The 16,658-nt window shown below is 57.6% G+C and carries 22 protein-coding genes; all 22 read right to left on the reverse strand.

The genetic code is table 11. From position 1 onward, the window contains the following. Position 1: 1 nt before the first annotated feature. The 22 genes from HMPREF9166_RS01675 to HMPREF9166_RS01780 all read right to left on the reverse strand — a co-directional run bounded on the left by HMPREF9166_RS01675 (position 2) and on the right by HMPREF9166_RS01780 (position 16,658). Positions 2–925, reverse strand: a complete 924-nt coding sequence (locus HMPREF9166_RS01675; protein ID WP_009442310.1) for a phenylacetate--CoA ligase — start codon at positions 923–925, stop codon at positions 2–4. Then, complete coding sequence (locus HMPREF9166_RS01680; RefSeq protein ID WP_009442311.1) at positions 922–1,710, reverse strand: protein-glutamate O-methyltransferase CheR; 789 nt, start codon at positions 1,708–1,710, stop codon at positions 922–924. The genes HMPREF9166_RS01675 and HMPREF9166_RS01680 overlap by 4 nt, the downstream gene beginning before the upstream one ends. Before the next feature lie 43 nt (positions 1,711–1,753). Continuing rightward, entirely contained in the window at positions 1,754–2,200 is a 447-nt protein-coding gene (locus tag HMPREF9166_RS01685; protein ID WP_039980837.1) for an Hsp20/alpha crystallin family protein, read from the reverse strand. Between the two features lie 246 nt (positions 2,201–2,446). After that, positions 2,447–3,562 carry a 30S ribosomal protein S1 gene (gene rpsA, locus HMPREF9166_RS01690; RefSeq protein WP_050749687.1) on the reverse strand — a complete coding sequence of 372 codons (1,116 nt, stop codon included), beginning with the start codon at positions 3,560–3,562 and terminating at the stop codon, positions 2,447–2,449. After that, entirely contained in the window at positions 3,559–4,392 is an 834-nt protein-coding gene (gene ispH, locus HMPREF9166_RS01695) for a 4-hydroxy-3-methylbut-2-enyl diphosphate reductase (RefSeq protein WP_009442315.1), read from the reverse strand. The genes rpsA and ispH overlap by 4 nt, the downstream gene beginning before the upstream one ends. 133 nt (positions 4,393–4,525) lie before the next feature. Further along, positions 4,526–5,041, reverse strand: coding sequence for a DUF4367 domain-containing protein (locus tag HMPREF9166_RS01700; protein WP_009442316.1), 516 nt, complete (start codon positions 5,039–5,041; stop codon positions 4,526–4,528). Further along, positions 5,041–6,762: a DNA repair protein RecN gene (recN, locus tag HMPREF9166_RS01705; protein WP_039980839.1), complete on the reverse strand. Its 1,722-nt coding sequence runs from the start codon at positions 6,760–6,762 to the stop codon at positions 5,041–5,043. The genes HMPREF9166_RS01700 and recN overlap by 1 nt, the downstream gene beginning before the upstream one ends. Positions 6,763–6,777: 15 nt before the next feature. Further along, positions 6,778–7,230, reverse strand: coding sequence for an arginine repressor (gene argR, locus HMPREF9166_RS01710; protein ID WP_009442318.1), 453 nt, complete (start codon positions 7,228–7,230; stop codon positions 6,778–6,780). 11 nt (positions 7,231–7,241) lie between these two features. Continuing rightward, complete coding sequence (locus HMPREF9166_RS01715; protein ID WP_009442319.1) at positions 7,242–8,096, reverse strand: NAD(+)/NADH kinase; 855 nt, start codon at positions 8,094–8,096, stop codon at positions 7,242–7,244. A 15-nt stretch (positions 8,097–8,111) separates the two neighbouring features. After that, positions 8,112–8,918, reverse strand: a complete 807-nt coding sequence (locus HMPREF9166_RS01720) for a TlyA family RNA methyltransferase (protein WP_009442320.1) — start codon at positions 8,916–8,918, stop codon at positions 8,112–8,114. A gap of 9 nt (positions 8,919–8,927) precedes the next feature. Then, positions 8,928–9,803, reverse strand: a complete 876-nt coding sequence (locus HMPREF9166_RS01725; RefSeq protein ID WP_009442321.1) for a polyprenyl synthetase family protein — start codon at positions 9,801–9,803, stop codon at positions 8,928–8,930. 1 nt (position 9,804) lies between these two features. Next, entirely contained in the window at positions 9,805–10,041 is a 237-nt protein-coding gene (xseB, locus tag HMPREF9166_RS01730; protein WP_006689503.1) for an exodeoxyribonuclease VII small subunit, read from the reverse strand. Beyond that, the gene (gene xseA, locus HMPREF9166_RS01735) at positions 10,031–11,239 is read right to left on the reverse strand and encodes an exodeoxyribonuclease VII large subunit (RefSeq protein ID WP_009442322.1); all 1,209 of its coding nucleotides are present in this window, start codon (positions 11,237–11,239) and stop codon (positions 10,031–10,033) included. The genes xseB and xseA overlap by 11 nt, the downstream gene beginning before the upstream one ends. Before the next feature lie 71 nt (positions 11,240–11,310). Further along, positions 11,311–11,724: a transcription antitermination factor NusB gene (nusB, locus tag HMPREF9166_RS01740; RefSeq protein WP_009442323.1), complete on the reverse strand. Its 414-nt coding sequence runs from the start codon at positions 11,722–11,724 to the stop codon at positions 11,311–11,313. Further along, on the reverse strand, positions 11,721–11,963 hold the full coding sequence (locus HMPREF9166_RS01745) for a DUF2273 domain-containing protein (RefSeq protein WP_009442324.1): 243 nt from the start codon (positions 11,961–11,963) through the stop codon (positions 11,721–11,723). Before HMPREF9166_RS01745 ends, nusB begins: the two co-directional genes overlap by 4 nt. Positions 11,964–11,975: 12 nt before the next feature. Beyond that, positions 11,976–12,551 carry an alkaline shock response membrane anchor protein AmaP gene (gene amaP, locus HMPREF9166_RS01750; RefSeq protein WP_009442325.1) on the reverse strand — a complete coding sequence of 192 codons (576 nt, stop codon included), beginning with the start codon at positions 12,549–12,551 and terminating at the stop codon, positions 11,976–11,978. Positions 12,552–12,573: 22 nt separating this feature from the next. Next, complete coding sequence (locus HMPREF9166_RS01755) at positions 12,574–12,975, reverse strand: Asp23/Gls24 family envelope stress response protein (RefSeq protein WP_170950760.1); 402 nt, start codon at positions 12,973–12,975, stop codon at positions 12,574–12,576. Between the two features lie 32 nt (positions 12,976–13,007). After that, complete coding sequence (efp, locus tag HMPREF9166_RS01760; protein ID WP_009442326.1) at positions 13,008–13,565, reverse strand: elongation factor P; 558 nt, start codon at positions 13,563–13,565, stop codon at positions 13,008–13,010. Between the two features lie 48 nt (positions 13,566–13,613). Beyond that, the gene (locus tag HMPREF9166_RS01765) at positions 13,614–14,690 is read right to left on the reverse strand and encodes a Xaa-Pro peptidase family protein (protein ID WP_009442327.1); all 1,077 of its coding nucleotides are present in this window, start codon (positions 14,688–14,690) and stop codon (positions 13,614–13,616) included. Next, positions 14,680–15,129, reverse strand: coding sequence for a type II 3-dehydroquinate dehydratase (gene aroQ, locus HMPREF9166_RS01770; RefSeq protein WP_039981520.1), 450 nt, complete (start codon positions 15,127–15,129; stop codon positions 14,680–14,682). The genes HMPREF9166_RS01765 and aroQ overlap by 11 nt, the downstream gene beginning before the upstream one ends. A 9-nt stretch (positions 15,130–15,138) precedes the next feature. Continuing rightward, positions 15,139–15,420, reverse strand: a complete 282-nt coding sequence (locus HMPREF9166_RS01775) for an acylphosphatase (RefSeq protein ID WP_009442329.1) — start codon at positions 15,418–15,420, stop codon at positions 15,139–15,141. Then, positions 15,417–16,658, reverse strand: a complete 1,242-nt coding sequence (locus tag HMPREF9166_RS01780; RefSeq protein ID WP_009442330.1) for a U32 family peptidase — start codon at positions 16,656–16,658, stop codon at positions 15,417–15,419. Before HMPREF9166_RS01780 ends, HMPREF9166_RS01775 begins: the two co-directional genes overlap by 4 nt.

Below are 16,658 nucleotides of genomic sequence, written 5' to 3' on the forward strand. Positions count from 1 at the left end.
ATCACTCCTCCACCATCCGCACCTGCTCATATCCCCTACGATCCTGCTCTCGTAAGAGGCGCACGTGCAGTCCCGTACGACAACGCAGGACAGGTTCGGCCTCAGCCGTCAGTGAGGAGAGGACAAGCTCCCCACACGCCCCATCCGCAGCAGAGCCCTGGCCTGCTGCATCAATGACCTCAGCAAAAAGCAGACGTCCATCGAGATGAATGCCCGTACCATCATCGTCGCTGCATCCAATCAGCACCCCCATCGAGGCACGTGTAAAGATGTGCGTATGACGCGCTCCCATGCGTGCCACCATCCGCTGCGTACGCTCCTGCGGACATGGGTGTGCACCGATGGAGATCAGCCGATAGAGTGCCATCCTATCCAATGTCTCTTCGAGCAGAGGAATATCCTGCTCCCATGCGATCACCGTATCGGGGACAACGGCATCCATGAGCCGCACAGCATCTGCCGCCGAGGCACAGGGGAGAACCGTCGCGCCGAGACCGTCGAGCGCATATTGGAGATCGAGTGTGCGGCTGTCCGCAGCATTCCCGACGAGCAGCACCGTACTCGCACGGTGCACGCCGCAGGTACGGAGCATATCTGTCGCTGCCTGCACCTGCCGCACCACATCGCCCTGCGTATAGCAGTGCACCTGCCCGCCAACACCAGTGGGATCCCGCAGCACACTCACGCGCATAAGTCCCGATAAGGGCAGCGTAAGCATGAAAAAAGGGGCGTTCGCCCCCTCCTCTGCCACGGCATCCAAGAACGGGAGCCGCACCATATCTGCGAAATCCTTCACGTCAGCATGGGACACACCGGCACGTGCGAACGCGCCACGGTATGCCACTGACTTTTCCTCTGCCCACTTGACCTCACGCAGGAGCAGCGCGCGCCGCTGTTCCTGCGTGAGCTGCGGTGCACCGCTCATGACTCGAGCGGCCGCTGATAGAAGAACGGCTGAAAGCTCGTATAGCCCATCTTGCGGAAGTTGAGAATCGACTCCGTCGCACCGACAAAGAGAATGCCGCCCGGTTTCAGCGCCTCAAAGAAGTGGCGATAGAGCTGCTCCTTTGCCTCATCCGTGAAATAGATGACCACATTGCGGCAGAGAATGAGATCGAAGCCCGTCTCGAACTTATCCTGCAGGAGATTGTGACGCTTAAACTCGATCATACTTTTGATCTCCTGCTTGACGGAATAGTGGTCACCGTCCTCATCAAAGTATTTACGGCGGCGCTCTGGTGACATACACTTGATTTCATCCGCCGTATAAACGCCGCGCTTCGCCTTCGCCAGGATCTCGATATCGAGATCAGACGCAAGGATACGGTGACGCGTCCCGGGCGTCATCTCCTTCATAATGATGGCAAGCGAGTACGGCTCTGCGCCGATGGAGCAGCCAGCGCTCCAAATATTGAGCTTCGACGAGCGTTTTAGGAGGTCAGGGATGACATCCGTCTCGAGTTTGCCGAATTTCTCCGGCGTGCGGAAGAACTCCGACACGTTGATCGTCAGATACTCGATAAACGCAGCAAAATCGTCCTTGTTCCCGCACACATGGTCAAAGTACTCGCTGCATTCCTTGTAGCCGGCGCGCGTGATCAGATTGTTGATACGGCGCTTCATCTGCGGTTCTTTGTAGAGATCCAGATCAATCTCCGTCTTTGCCTTGAGCTTCTGCTTGAAAAGCTCCCAATCGCGATCCTCCGACATAACGTCCTCCCGTTCTACCTCTCTCGATCTGCTCCCGTCCAAATTATTGTATCGTAAAGACGCGGCGCGACTGCTTCTCCGCCAGCTTCGGCAGGATCACATGAAGAATGCCCGCCTCATAGGAAACGGATGCATCCGCATCGTTTACATCGTCGATGAGGAAAGAGCGCTCAAAAGCCCCCGTCCTGCGCTCGTGGCAGAGATAGCGCGTCTCCGGAACATCGGCCGCACTGCGCTCCGCCTTGATCTTCAGCCGGCCGTCCTCACTGTACGACACCTCGATTGCATCCTTGGAGAAGCCCGGCAGCTCGGCAAAGATCTCGTACTGCGTCTCCGTATCAATCACATCGACACGAAACGGAAAGAGCACGCCGCCGACCTTGTCCAACGGATTGAAGGAATGTTCCATCACCGTATCCAACGCCTTGCTCAGCATCTCCTGCCCCTTCTCGGCATTCTCCTTCAAATTAAATGGCAATGGACGAAACATAACAGCCACCTCCGACCCTATAACGTACCAATCTACCGTATCATTATAGCAATAACCCGCCTTTTTTTCAATATGGCACATACGCATAAGAAAAGGGTTGTTCAACGAAAAACAGGAGCTTCGTCAAACAACCCTATAGAGGTTCCTCTTCCTCGTAAAACACTGATGCCATGTTATAAGAAACGTAGGTATACAAAAAAGGAGTGACATAACATCACTCCTTCAAGTCTCTATCGAGTTATACGATCAGTCCGTCACCGTCTCGTCGCCCTCGGATGCACTCTCCGCCGCATACTTCTTGATGTCAGCACTGTCTGCATCACGCTTTGCCTTCGTGATGGAGAGGGAGATGCGCTTGCGCTTCGTGTCGATGCGGAGCACCTTGACCACAACGACGTCGCCCGTGTGGACTGCCTCGTCCGCACGCTCAATGCGCTTTTCGGCGAGCTCACCCATCGGGATCAGTCCATCAAAGCCCGGCTCAATTTCCATAAATGCACCGAAGTCAGTCAGCTTAATGATCTTGCCTTCGATGAAGTCGCCCTCTGCGTACTTCTCTGCCTTTTCGACCCACGGATCCGGAAGGGTATCCTTGACCGAGAGGGAAATGCGCTTCGCATCGCGATCCACGCTCTTTACGTAGACGTCGAGCTCCTGCCCAACCTCGAGCACCTCTGACGGATGCTTGACGCGATGCCACGCGAGATCAGAGATATGTGCCAGACCATCCACACCGCCGATGTCGATGAAGGCTCCGTAGTCCACGAGACGCTTGACCGTACCGCGTACGATCTGCTCCGGCTCGATGGCAGAGAACACAGCCTCTTCCTTCTCCGCGCGGTCACGCTCGAGCAGCTTACGGCGCGAAAGGACGAGACGGCGCTTCTGCACGTCGATCTCGATGATCTCCGCCTCAACCGTCTGGTCAACGTAGACCGAAAGATCCTTCACGAAGTGAAGCTCCATCTGGGAGGCAGGAATGAAGCCGCGCAGTCCCATGACGTAGGCGACAAGTCCACCCTTGACCTCTTTGGCGACCTTCGCCTCGACGGTCTCGCCCTTCTCCTTGATGACCTCGATGTCCTTCCATGCGGCCATCTTGTCAGCTTCGACCTTCGAGAGGCTGCCGCCGTTATCGCCGCCGAGAGACTTGATGTAGACATCAATCTCATCGCCGACCTTCACGACATCGCGTGCATCGTCCGGCGCAGGAACGGCAAGATCCCTCTTGGAGACAGGAATTTCCTGCTTGTAGCCAATATCCACATACGCCTCATCACGGGATACCTGGACAACAACCCCTTTGACCACGGTGCGCTCTTGGATATCGGGCATATCTTCCTGTTCCAAAAGTTCCTTCATGCTCTGCTCTGACACTGTTTAAAAACCTCCTTGATAATCCAGTCCGGTGTAGAAGCACCGGCTGTAATACCAATTTTATTAATATGATTCAACCAATCAGACTGCAGTTCATCTGCTGTCTCAATGTGATAGGTTCGACATTTTTCGCTGCACAGCTGCGCGAGTCGCATCGTATTTGCGCTGTTCTTCCCCCCGACGACAATCATTGCATCCACGTGCTCTGCCAGATCCATCGCCGCCGACTGACGCATATCCGTCGCCGTGCAGATCGTCCGCAGGATCTTGATGTCGCGCGACTTTTCCAGAAGGACAGACGCGATGCGCCGAAAGCGATCACTCGAAAACGTTGTCTGACAGACGACGCCGAGCTTCCCAAAGGTTGGCAGCGCCGCTGCCTCCTCCTCGCTCTCAATAATGTGTGCCCGCTGTGCTGTCCACTCGAAGATACTCTTGACCTCCGGGTGATTTTTTTCACCGATGATGACAACGGTATAGCCCTCCTCCGAGAGCTGCTTTGCCGAAAGCTGCGCCTTCTTGACGTGCGGACAGGTTGCATCCACAAGATTCAGACCGCGCTGCTCCGCCTGTGCATACACCGACGGACCCACGCCATGCGAACGGATGATGACCGTCGTCCCATCCTGCATCTCGTCCAGTGTGCTGACCGTGCCGACGCCCTCCTCTTTCAGGCGTTCCACCATCTGCGGATTATGGATGATCGGACCGAGTGTACTGGATGTCCCATCGGGGGAAGCGTTCTCTCTGGCAATCTCAATGGCGCGTTTGACGCCATAACAAAAGCCGAGATGTTCCGCTAAAATAACCTCCATAGACCTCTCCAACACATACCGAAATACACGGCGACTCTTACCCCACTCACACAATCTGTTGAACAGTATAACACGGCTATCGCGGGCGTGCAAATAAATTTTTTCAATTCGCGCAAAAACTTTGGCGCGGGGTTTAGTTCCACGCGATCGTGGTGACGATTGCCTCCACGGCCTCAACGGAAACCGGCTCCTCAAAGGAGAGGGAGAAGGTATACCCGCCGCGCGACCAAAGGGCAAGATGCACCAGCCGCCCCGACCCCTTGACGCGGATGTACTGCCGTCCGGTCTGAACGACCTGGTTCACTTCGTACGCCGTGCTGTCACCGCTGATATCTGCATTCCCCGCCGCCATGCGGAAGAGGATCTCCTTGCCGTCGCTGTTGCGATAAAAGATTTCGGCGAGGCTTTTGTCGATTACGATAACATTCTTCTGTGCATAGCCCACAGGAAGGAGTGTCGGTGTGTAGACCGGCAGTCCTGCCACCGCCCATGCGTCACGGACGCTCGGATACTCCACGAGCGGCGACGGCATTCCGACCATCGGCTCTGCACTGACGGCCGTCGGCATTGCCTCTGCCGCTGTGGCAAACGCTGCACACGAAGCAATCAAACCAGCCATCATCAGACGTTTTACATCATTGTACTTCATCAAGATATCGTTCCTATTTCCGACTGCTTCAACTCATTCTTCTTCGTCGCTGCGCCCGCGAGCATGGTACGGGCATTCGCAAGTGCCGCCCATGTGACATCGTCCCCCGATGCCATGCGTGCGATCTCGCGGACGCGCTCCTTCTCACTGAGCGGCTCGACGCGCGTCACTGTCGCTCCGTCGACGACGGATTTTGCGATATAGAGATGCACATCCGCCATGCAGGCGATCTGCGGCAAATGCGTGATGCAGAGCACCTGCTTATACTGCGCGACGAACGCAATCCGCTCTGCGACCATCTGCGCAGTGCGCCCGCCGATCCCCGTGTCGATTTCATCAAACACCATGCTTGTCCCATCGGTATCCCGTGCCGCAACGATGGACTTGATGGCGAGTGCAATGCGCGAGAGTTCACCGCCCGAGGCGATTTTCTCCAGAGGCTTTTCCGCCTCGCCGACATTTGCGGAAAACAGCATCGTGAGACGATCTGCACCATGGGTTGTATACTGCTCCTCCGGCGTGACAACAATGTGAAAACGTGCCCGCTTCATGCCAAGCCCCTGCAGCTCCCGTTCGATCTTCGCGGAGAGCGCCGCACCGACCTTCTGCCGTTGTTTCGTCAGCTCCGCGGCGCATTGTTCCATGCGCTGCCGGAGCCTTGCAATCGCCGCATTCAGTTCCTCTATGTCCATATCATAGCGTTCAGCGGAGGAGATCTCTGTTCGCAGTGCTTCGAGGCGCGCTAGGACAGCAGAGATGCTTCCGCCGTATTTTTTCTTAAGGCGCTCGATCACATCCATGCGCAGCTGGATCTTGTCCAGCGAGGCGGGATCCGCGTCGATGCCCTCTAGGTAGTCCCGCACCTCATAGGATGCCTCCTGCAGGGAGATATACGCTTCCTCGATCATTGCCTGCGCCCCCGCAAGGCTCTCATCGTAGCGTGCAATCTCCTCCAGTGCGTGCGTGATGCGCGATAGTGCCGTCAGGACGGCAGCCCCCTCCTCCGTATCCTCACTGAGGAGATTGCTCGCCTCGGCAGCGTGCTCCACCAAGCGTTCCGCATGGGAGAGACGTCGAATCTCGGTCTCGAGTTCCTCATCCTCTCCCTCTGTGAGTTCCGCCTCTGCGATTTCCTGCTCCTGCCAGCGGAGCATATCCAGACGCTCGGCGATCTCCGCATTTTCCTCCGTACGCATCTCACGCTCTTTCGTCCGCGCCTTCCAGGCCCGATAGACATCCTGATAGGCACATAGGCGCTCCGCGAGATCGGCATCATCGCCTTCAAGGAGGCTGCGCTGCGCTTCCTCGCGCAGGAGTGCCAAGTTCTCGTTCTGTCCATGGATATCCACGAGATGCGGCGCAAGTTTTTTGAGAAAGGTCAGCGTCACATGGGCACCGTTGACAAGAATGGAGCTTTTCCCCGCACGTGATACCTTGCGTACGATGATCAGCTCATCATCGTATTCGATCTCCTGTTCGGCGAGCAATGCGGACACGACAGAGTTTTCCTCGATGGAAAAAACAGCCTCCACACGCAGAAAATCACAGCCGCTGCGTATGACGTCGGCAAGGACACGCTGACCGAGGATTGTCCCCAGTGCACCAATCAGAATGGACTTGCCCGCACCGGTTTCACCCGTGAGGATGTTCAGCCCCGTGCCGAACTCGACGGTCACCTCTTCCAAAAGGGCAAAATTCTGAATCCGTAGGCTGTGCAGCACCACACATCCCTCCTTTTAGTGCATGAGTTTTTGAATACGTGCAACGATATCCGCCGCTGCCTCCTTCGGGCGGATGAGCACGAAAATATGGTCGTCGCCTGCAATCGTTCCGATGACTTCCGACCATGCCGACGCGTCGAGCGCGGATGCCACCGTTCCCGCTGCCCCTGGCGCAGTGCGCACGACGACGATGTTCTCACTGAAATCGCAGCTCTGCATATTGTCTTTGAAGACACGACGCATGCGTGCCTCGGAAAAACGCTGTCCCTCTTGCGGCGCGACAGCATAGCGATAGCGTCCGCCGCCTGCCGGTACCTTGATGAGCAGGAGTTCCTTGATGTCCCGCGAGATCGTCGCCTGCGTGACGTGCACATGGCGCGCACAGAGCGCTGCCGCAAGTGCCTCCTGTGTCTCGATGATTTCTTCACGGATGATCTGTTTGATGAGGTCGTGACGACGACGTTTCATTCCGCTCTCTCCTAGCAGTTTCTCCAGAGTTTTGTCCGCAGCGTCTGATAGTAGTCTTTGTCCTCAAATTTGATGATGCCCGCCCGCACGTCGGAACAGCGTACCGTCACGGTATCGTCAGGACGGATCGGCGTGGTCTCCTGCCCATCGATGGTGACGATGATGCTCTGGCGCGTATCGAGCAGATGGATGTGCACCACGTCCTCCTCGCGTATGACTAGCGGGCGGATGTTTAGCGTATGTGCGCAGATGGGCGTGAGCAGAATGCCGCGCACCATCGGGTTCATGATTGGCCCGCCCGCCGAAAGGGAGTAGGCCGTTGAGCCCGTCGGCGAGGCAACGATAAATCCGTCCGCCTTGCATGCAACCAGCGGTGTACTGTTCACCGTCAGCCCCAGCGTGATAACGCGCGCCACATCGCCCTTGGTCACCACAATGTCGTTGATCGCATAGCCGAGAAAATGCTCTTCTCCGCATGGATGCGTCACATAGCCCGCGAGCAGCGGCCGTTGCTCCACGCGGTAATCTCCCGCACAGAGCTGTTTCAGACGCCGTTCCAGCTCATTGAGCTCAATATCCGCCATAAAGCCGAGTGTCCCCAAATTGATGCCACAGACCGGCACGGGGTTCTCCGCGTAGCGTCGGCAGATGCCGAGCAGTGTACCGTCTCCGCCGAGACTCAGGGCAAAGTCGGCGGGCAGACGCTCGATGTCGTCTGCACCGCACTCCTCCATGCCGAACTCCGCTGCGCGCGCACGCGGCAGGATGATACGCGCGCCCCGTGCCGTAAGAAAGCTGCGGATGCGCAGGACAATATCCCGCATCTCCGGACGCTCGACATAGGGAAAAACTGCAACCGTCAACATAATCCGCTCCGCATCTCATCCATCCAGTGTACGATGTGCCTCTGCCACCACAGCGGCGATCTCCTCATCCGCGATAGCCGTACGTCCGCCCTGCATCCCCAGATAGAGGAGATACTCGATATTCCCCTTTGGTCCCTTGACCGGAGAAAAGGTCAGTCCGCGCGGAACAAAGCCCAGCCCCTCTGCGGTGGCAAGGACGCGTGCAATCACTTCCTCGTGCACTGCAGGGTCACGCACAACACCGTTCTTTCCGACGCGATCCTTTCCCGCCTCGAATTGCGGCTTGATGAGGGCGAGCACCTCTCCCTCCGGTGAGAGGAGCGTCCGCACAACGGGGAGCACCTTATCCAGCGAGATGAATGCCACATCGATCGAGGCAAAGTCCGGCGCATGATCCAGCATATCCGGCGTTACCTTGCGGATGTTCGTACGCTCCATGTTAATGACGCGTGCATCCGTGCGCAGTTTCCAGTCGAGCTGTCCATATCCCACATCAATCGCATAGACCTTGACCGCGCCATTCTGCAGCATACAGTCCGTAAATCCGCCCGTGGACGCACCAATGTCTGCCGCTGTCCGCCCCGCAAGGCAAATGCCGAACGCAGTGATCCCCTTTGCGAGCTTCAGTCCGCCGCGGCTGACATACGGAAGATCTTCTCCCACGACGCGCAGTACTGCATCAGCGGGAACGGTTGCGCCTGCTTTATCCACACGCTGCTCGTTGACAAGCACCTGTCCTGCCATAATGAGGCGCTTCGCGCGCTCACGGCTCGGTGCAAGCCCTTGTACGGTGAGCAGCACATCCAAACGCTCTTTCTTCAACGGCGCCCCCTACTGCTTCCGATACACGAGATAGGACACCAGTTCACGCAGAAAATCTGCCTCCGCGCCGAAATCACGGAGCGCCGCACACGCATCCTTCACCGTCTGTGCTGCAAGTTCCTGCGCCTCATCGAGCGAGGTCAGGGAGACATAGGTCGACTTGTGGTTTTTCTCATCGCTTCCAACGGGCTTACCGATGTCCTCTGCTGTCCCGACGACATCGAGAATGTCGTCCGTGATCTGAAAGGCAAGCCCGAACTGCTCCGCATACGTTGTAAGTGATGCAAGCTGTGCCTCGGACGCACCGCCAAGGATTGCGCCGCTGCGCAGCGCTGCACGAAAGAGTGCCCCCGTTTTGCCCATGTGGACACGGCGCATCTCCTCCATCGAGATGCGATGTTCCTCTGCACGCAGGTCGAGCACCTGACCGCCCACCATGCCCTCAGCACCGGCAGCACGACTGATCTCATCCACCACGCGCAGAAGTGTATCGGCGGATACATCCTGCTGGCGCAGGATGACCGTAAACGCGAGCGTTAGAAGTCCGTCACCTGCAAGGATGGCAATGCCGTCGCCAAAGACCTTGTGATTGGTCAATTTGCCGCGCCGATAGTCGTCGTTGTCCATCGCCGGGAGATCGTCGTGAATGAGGGAATACGTGTGAATCATCTCAAGTGCACACGCCACAGACAGGAACTTGGCGCCATCCCCTCCTACCGCATCCGCTGCCGCCATGAGGAGCACAGGTCGCAGACGTTTCCCGCCTGCCATCAGACTGTACGCCATCGCCTGCCGCAGCGTATCATCGAGCACATCCGTCCGATCCAGCTCCGCCTGCAGCGCACGCTCCACCATCTCCTGCCGCGCCCGCCAACGTTCCTTCATCTCAGCCTCCGATCTTCAGCGGTTCTTGTGCAACGCCGTCCGCCGTCTCCCGCACGAGGAGATCCATCGTCTCCTCCGCGCGCCGCAGCGACGTGGCGCAGAACTCCGAGAGCTTAATTCCTTCGGAGTACTTTGCCATGAGATCAGCAAGGGCCAAATCACCCGCCTCGATCTCAGCAACAATCTGCTCCAACGCCCCCAGTGCTTCCTCAAACGCCATCTCTTTTTTACGCGCCATTCTGCTGCTCCTTTGCCTGTTCTACGACGGCAGATATCTTGCCGTCCGCAAATGTAATGTTCACGCGGTCACCCGCCGTGACGTCCTTCACGCGGCTCACGGCACGCCCGTCCTTCTCCACAATGCTGAACCCACGATAGAGAACCCGTACGGGGTTGAGCAGCTCCAGTCGCTTCAGCACGAGCTCAAGACGATGCCGTGCTGCGACGCTCTGCTCCTTTGCCGCACGATGGAGCTCTGCCGTGGCACGGTCACTGCGCTGCATCAGCGGGGCGATCAACATGCGCGGATTGGTGCACCAAGGCCGCTGAACGAGCGTGCTCAGGCGCGCGACGGCGTGATCGATCTGTCGCTTCCGCCCCGCGTCAAGACGTGCACGCAGCCCCATGAGGAATCGCTCCATTTCCGCCGCATCAGGAACGGCAAACTCCGCTGCCTGCGAGGGTGTCGCCGCACGCCGGTCGCTGACGAAATCCACAAGCGTCGTATCCGTCTCATGCCCCACGGCCGAAATCACGGGAATACGCGACCGATAGACGGCGCGGACGACGACCTCCTCATTAAACGCCCAGAGATCCTCTGCACTCCCGCCGCCGCGGCCAACGATCAGGACATCCACCGGATATTTCTCATTGAAAAACGCCACGGCATCCGCAATCTGCTCCGCCGCTCCTGCGCCCTGCACCAGAACGGGATGAAGGATGAGCTGCACACCCGGCCAGCGTCGCTTGGAGACATTGTGGATATCGCGCAGCACCGCTCCTGCCGACGACGTGACAATCCCAATGCGTCGCGGAAAGCGCGGCAGCGGCTGTTTATGTCCTTCATCAAAAAGCCCCTCGGCGGCGAGGCGATCGCGCATCTGCTCAAAGGCGAGGGCGAGCGCCCCCGCGCCCTCGGGTGTCAAGAAGCTGACATAGAGCTGATATGCTCCGTCACGCTCATAGACGGAGATATTGCCGCCCGCGATCACCTGCATCCCGTTCTCGGGTGCAAAGCGCAGATTTCGCGCATAGCCGTTGAACATGACGCACTTCATACTTGAGCCTGCATCTTTTAGGGTAAAGTAGGCATGTCCCAACGGATAGCGTTTATAGTTGGACACCTCGCCGCGTATCAAAAGATCCGACAGAATCGGCTCATGCTCAAACATCCCCTTGATATAGCGCGTTACATCACTGACACTGTGAACGGTCATAACCACCTCTCCCCCATGACGATAAAAAAAGAACCATTGCACCGACTGTGCAACGGATTCTTTTTCATCAGTTATCCCATTGATTTCTGCAACGCAGCAAGGATACCGTTTACATAGCGGCCCGCATCGTCCGACCCATATTTTTTTGCCAGCTCCACTGCTTCGTTAATGGCAATCGGAGGGTCAATGCGTTCCTCCTGATAGCACATCTCATAGTACGCCATGCGGATGAGATTGCGATCCACGGGCGCCATGCGATGGAGCTTCCACTCCTTCGCCATGCGCTCAATCGCCGCATCGATCTCCGGCTGAACGGAGCACGTACCCTGCACGAGCCCGTTTGCATAGGCAAGATCCTTCTCCGTCAACCCGTCCACAGCGTCGCTGGCAAGATCCCCTGCCGCGACAGTCGGCGGACGATCCTGATCGAACTCCCGCTGAAAAAGTGTCAAAAGCGCCGCCTCACGCGCGTGTCTGCGGCTCATGACATCCTCCGAAAGAGATTCCGCAGTTCCGACAGATCAATGATCTCTGACCAATGTCGATGCTCTGACTGCAATCCAATATACATGCCGATACCGGCACAGAGAATCACAAAGACAATATTCCAAAAACCAAACAGCAGGACACAGACGCCGAACAGGGTTCCGAGCACCAGTCCGCCTGTCCGTCCGCGATGGTACATCCACTGTTCCTGCAGGAGCTGCAGCAGATATTCTTTCATGCGCACCTCCCACTACGCCACAGAGCGTTTTGCCGCACCGGACGCGCCGATCTCCGTCACACTGATCTTGACCGGCACCTCGGCTACACCGAGGACTTCATGAATATGCTGCTGCACACTCTGCGTCAGCTGCTCCGTCACCTGTCCCAATGCTGCGTGATCCGCAATGCTGATCTTCAGCTCAATATGCATGGGCGGATCTGCGCTGTCCTTCCGCTGCTCATGCACCACAATGACTGCCGCTGCCTCACGCACTTCCTGCATAGCCAGCGTGGTACGCTCGACGATGCCCTGCACGGCAGGGAGTGCCACCTGAACGGAACCGGCCGGTGTCTCGATCACCATAAACTCCCCGTCCGTACGTGTAGAAGATGAGAAACGCGAAAACACCGCAAAGAAGAACTTTAGGCTAAACAGAAAATACACCGCACAGCCTATAAGGAGTTCCTGACGGGACAGTGCATAGCGCAGTTCATTCAGCCAGATACTCTCCGGCAGGATACGCAGTACTGCCGCTGCGACGGCAACGGCGAGTGCCATGCCGAGAATCGCATACGGCAGGAGAAGCAGACGGTTAAGAATCCCCATGGTTCATAGCCCCCGACTGCACTTAGTGTACACGCGACTCCTCGACCTTCGGCTCCTCCTCAGGGAATCCGACGCCCTGCACATGCACGTTCACCTCGACCACAGACAGCCCCGTCATCGTCTCGATGGCGCGCTTGACATTCTCCTGCGCCGCAAGGGCAACTTCAGGAATGCGGATGCCATACTTGACGATGATGTAGAGATCAACCGCAGCCTCTTTCTCACCGACTTCGACCTTGACCCCCTTAGAGAAATTCTTACGCCCCAGGATCTCAGCGATGCCGCCGGCGATACCGCCGCTCATGCCCGCAATTCCATCGACTTCCGTCGTGGCAAGCCCCGCGATAATGCTGACGACCTCATCGGCAACGCGAATCGTCCCAAGGCCTGTTTCCTTCTTTACAACATCCTTCTCATTGTCCATGTTCATACCCTCCAAATTTAATATGATTATACTCAGGCGCGCTCGATGTAGTTGCCCGTGCGCGTATCAATGCGCAGAACATCTCCCTCGTTGATGAAGAGGGGCACACGCACCTCATAACCGGTCTCAACCTTTGCCATCTTCGTCGCGCCCGTCGCCGTATTTCCCTTGACACTCGGCTCGCACTCGACAACCTTCAGATTGACGGAGTTCGGCAGCTGGATGCCAATGATGCGCCCCTTGAACTGCTGCACCGCCACCTCCATGTTCTCCATGAGGTAGTTCAGCGCATCGCCCAGCTGTTCGCGCGTCAGCTCCGTCTGCTCATAGGTCTCCGTGTTCATGAACGTATAGACGCCGTCCGCCTCATAGAGGTACTGCATGGTATGCGTCTCGAGATGCGCCGCAGGCATCTTCTCGTTCGGATTGAACGTGCGCTCCACCACAGCACCGGTCTCGACGTTCTTGATCTTCGTACGGACGAACGCGGCACCCTTTCCCGGTTTCACGTGCTGAAAATCAACAATCTGCCAGACACCCCCATCGTACTCAATGGTCAGGCCTGTGCGGAAATCGGTGCTGTTAATCATATTGTTCGTTCCTCCATATCTGTTATACCTTTACACATTATAGCGGGTTTATATACATATTTCAATAAATTCTTTTGGCGCGTGCGTCAGCGGCTCCGCTCCGTCATGTGTGATGAGCACCGTGTCCTCGATGCGGATTCCGCCCCAGCCCGGAATATAGATTCCCGGCTCATCGGTAATCAGCATATTCTCCTGCAGTGCGACAGGACAGGACTTCGAAAGGCGCGGCTCCTCGTGGATCTCAAGCCCAAGGCTATGCCCGAGCCCATGTCCAAAATACTGTGCAAGATTCTTCTCAGCGAGAGCATCGCGTGCCACGCGGTCTGCCTCGATCCCTGTGACCCCGGGATGCAGTACCGCGAGTGCACGTTCCTGCGCCGCAAGCACGGCATCATAGCGCTCGCGCTGATGCGCGTCTGCCCGTCCGACGCAGATGGTCCGCGTGATGTCTGAGCAGTAGCCCTCATAGACCGCGCCGAAGTCCATCGTCACGAGCTCGCCGCGCGCGATCTCCTTCGTACTTGCCACGCCGTGCGGCAGACTGCCCCGCACCCCCGAGGCGACAATCGTCGTAAAGGCAGGGCGCTCCGAGCCCTCACGCCGCATGAAGTACTCCATCTCAGCGGCCACCTCACACTCCGTCATGCCGGGGCGAATAACGGTGATGATGTGCGCGAATGCCGCATCGGCAATCGCACAGGCACGGCGAATGGCGGCGATCTCATCCGCATCCTTGACCATGCGCAGTGCATCAAGGGAGAGCGACGTGTCAAAGGAGATCTCTCCCAGCATAGATTTCAGCTGTTCATACCGATCACAGGTCAGTGCACCGCCCTCAAAGCCAAGCGCAAGAATCCCAATATCCTGCGCGGCCTCTGCAATCTTTTTGCTCAGCCCCTCATGCTGTTCGACGACATCATAGCTTGGTGCCTGCAGCTGCGCCTGCTCCATATAGCGATTGTCTGTCATGAGAAGAAGCCGCTCGGGGGTTATAAGGAGTGCCGTGGAGTCACCGCGAAAACCGCTAAAATAATGGACACTCTCCTCTTTCGTGACAAGCACCCCGTCCAGAACCTTCTCTGCCATGAGCGCACGCAGTCGCGCGACTCGTCTCTCAATCTCCATTGTATCCCTCCATGCGGCAGATGATTGCCTCAAGTGCCGCCATATAGCTCTCCGCCCCCAGCCCTGCAACCTGCCCCCAAACGACCGGCGCAATCACCGAGTGATGCCGAAACTCCTCGCGCTGATGGATATTCGAGAGGTGTACCTCGATGACGGGAACCTCAGCGGCAGAAATGGCGTCGCGGATGGCAATACTGTAATGCGTGAAGGCAGCGGCATTCAGGATAATGTAGTCCGTGTTCCCGCGCGCTGCCTGAATGGCATCCACCAAGACGCCCTCGTGATTCGACTGCAGAAATGTGATGGCAAGGCCTGCACGCTCCGCACGACGGCGCAGACGTTCGTTGATGTCGGCGAGCGTCAGCGCGCCGTAAATCTCAGGCTCACGTGTCCCGAGCATATTGAGGTTCGGCCCATTCAGCACCAATATTTTTCCCATCATACTCCTCTAATAGCGCACGTCAAAGCTGCGCTCCCCCTCAAGCAGAGCGCGTTCCTCGACCGTGAGATGATTCACGTGGATAAACATATTTCCTGCACGCATGGCGTCAAATGCCGCCTCGACGGCATCCGCTGCGCCCTGCAGTTCCATTGTCACCGTGCCGTCCGACATATTCTTGACCCACCCCGTGATGTCACGCATCACCGCCTGCTGGCGGACAAACATGCGAAAGCCCACGCCCTGCACACGCCCTTCGGCACATGCAAAGCGGCGAATCACCGTGCTCATGATCCATCCCCCTTTTTCATTGGCACATCGCGGCGCAGGATGCTGTATGGCTCTGCCGGACGCACCAGCCGAATGCGCACGATCTGCTGCGGGTGCGGTGCGGCGTCGATTGGCGTCCCCTCCTCATCCCACATGGCATCGAGAATTTGGCGAAAGGACGGCCCCTTCGGCTGAAAGATCTCAATCTCCTGACCGACGCGCATGTGATTGCGCTGCTCCACCTCTGCCAGCCCTGTCGTGGCATCATAGGCACGCACCAGCCCGACGAACTCCGAGTTCTGCTCATAGGACGAAGACCCATAGATCTGATCCTCTGCCGTCGTCTTTCCGAAGAAAAAGCCTGTCGTGTACGCACGGTGGGATACCTTGTTCAATTCCTCCAGCCACGATGCTTCGACATGGTAGGGCTGCTCTGACAGGCAGGCATCCAGCGCCATGCGATACGCCTTCACAACGCTCGCCACATAGTGAACGCTCTTCATGCGTCCCTCGATCTTCAGGCTGTCCACACCGCATGCGACGACCTCGTCCAGATACGTGAGCAGGCACAGGTCTTTCGAGTTCATGATATAGGTGCCGCGCTCATCCTCGGCGATGGGATAGTACTCTCCGGGACGGGATTCCTCGACCAGTGCATACTTCCATCGGCAGGACTGGGCACAGCTTCCGCGGTTCGCATCGCGCCCCGTGAAGTAACTGCTGAGCAGACATCGTCCGGAATAGGAGATGCACACCGCACCGTGCACGAACAGCTCCAGCTCCACGTCCGTTGCCCGCCGAATCTCCCGTATCTCCGCCGCCGAGAGCTCGCGTGCGAGCACGACGCGCGCCGCGCCAAGCTCCTGCCACGCGCGCACCGTGCGCCAGTTGACATTGTTCGCCTGTGTGCTGACATGGATGGGAAGTCCGGGGGCCGCCTCGCGTGCACACATAAAGACACCGAGGTCGGCAACGAGGACGGCATCTGCCCCTGCCTCCTTAAGAAAGCGCAGATAGTCCGGCAGTGACACCAGATCCTCATTGTGCGGGAACACATTGACCGTCACATAGATCTTCTTTCCCATCCCATGAGCAAGGCGAACGGCCGCCGCAATCTCGTCCTCTGTAAAGTTTCCGCCAAAGGCACGCAGGCCGAACTGCCGTCCGCCGAGATACGCCGCATCCGCACCATAGCGGAGCGCCGCCTCCAGTTTCTCCATCGTCCCCGCAGGGGCAAGGAGCTCAGGTCTGCGCGTCAT

Source organism: Selenomonas sp. oral taxon 149 str. 67H29BP, from assembly GCF_000146365.1.
Taxonomy (GTDB): Bacteria; Bacillota; Negativicutes; order Selenomonadales; family Selenomonadaceae; genus Centipeda; species Centipeda felix.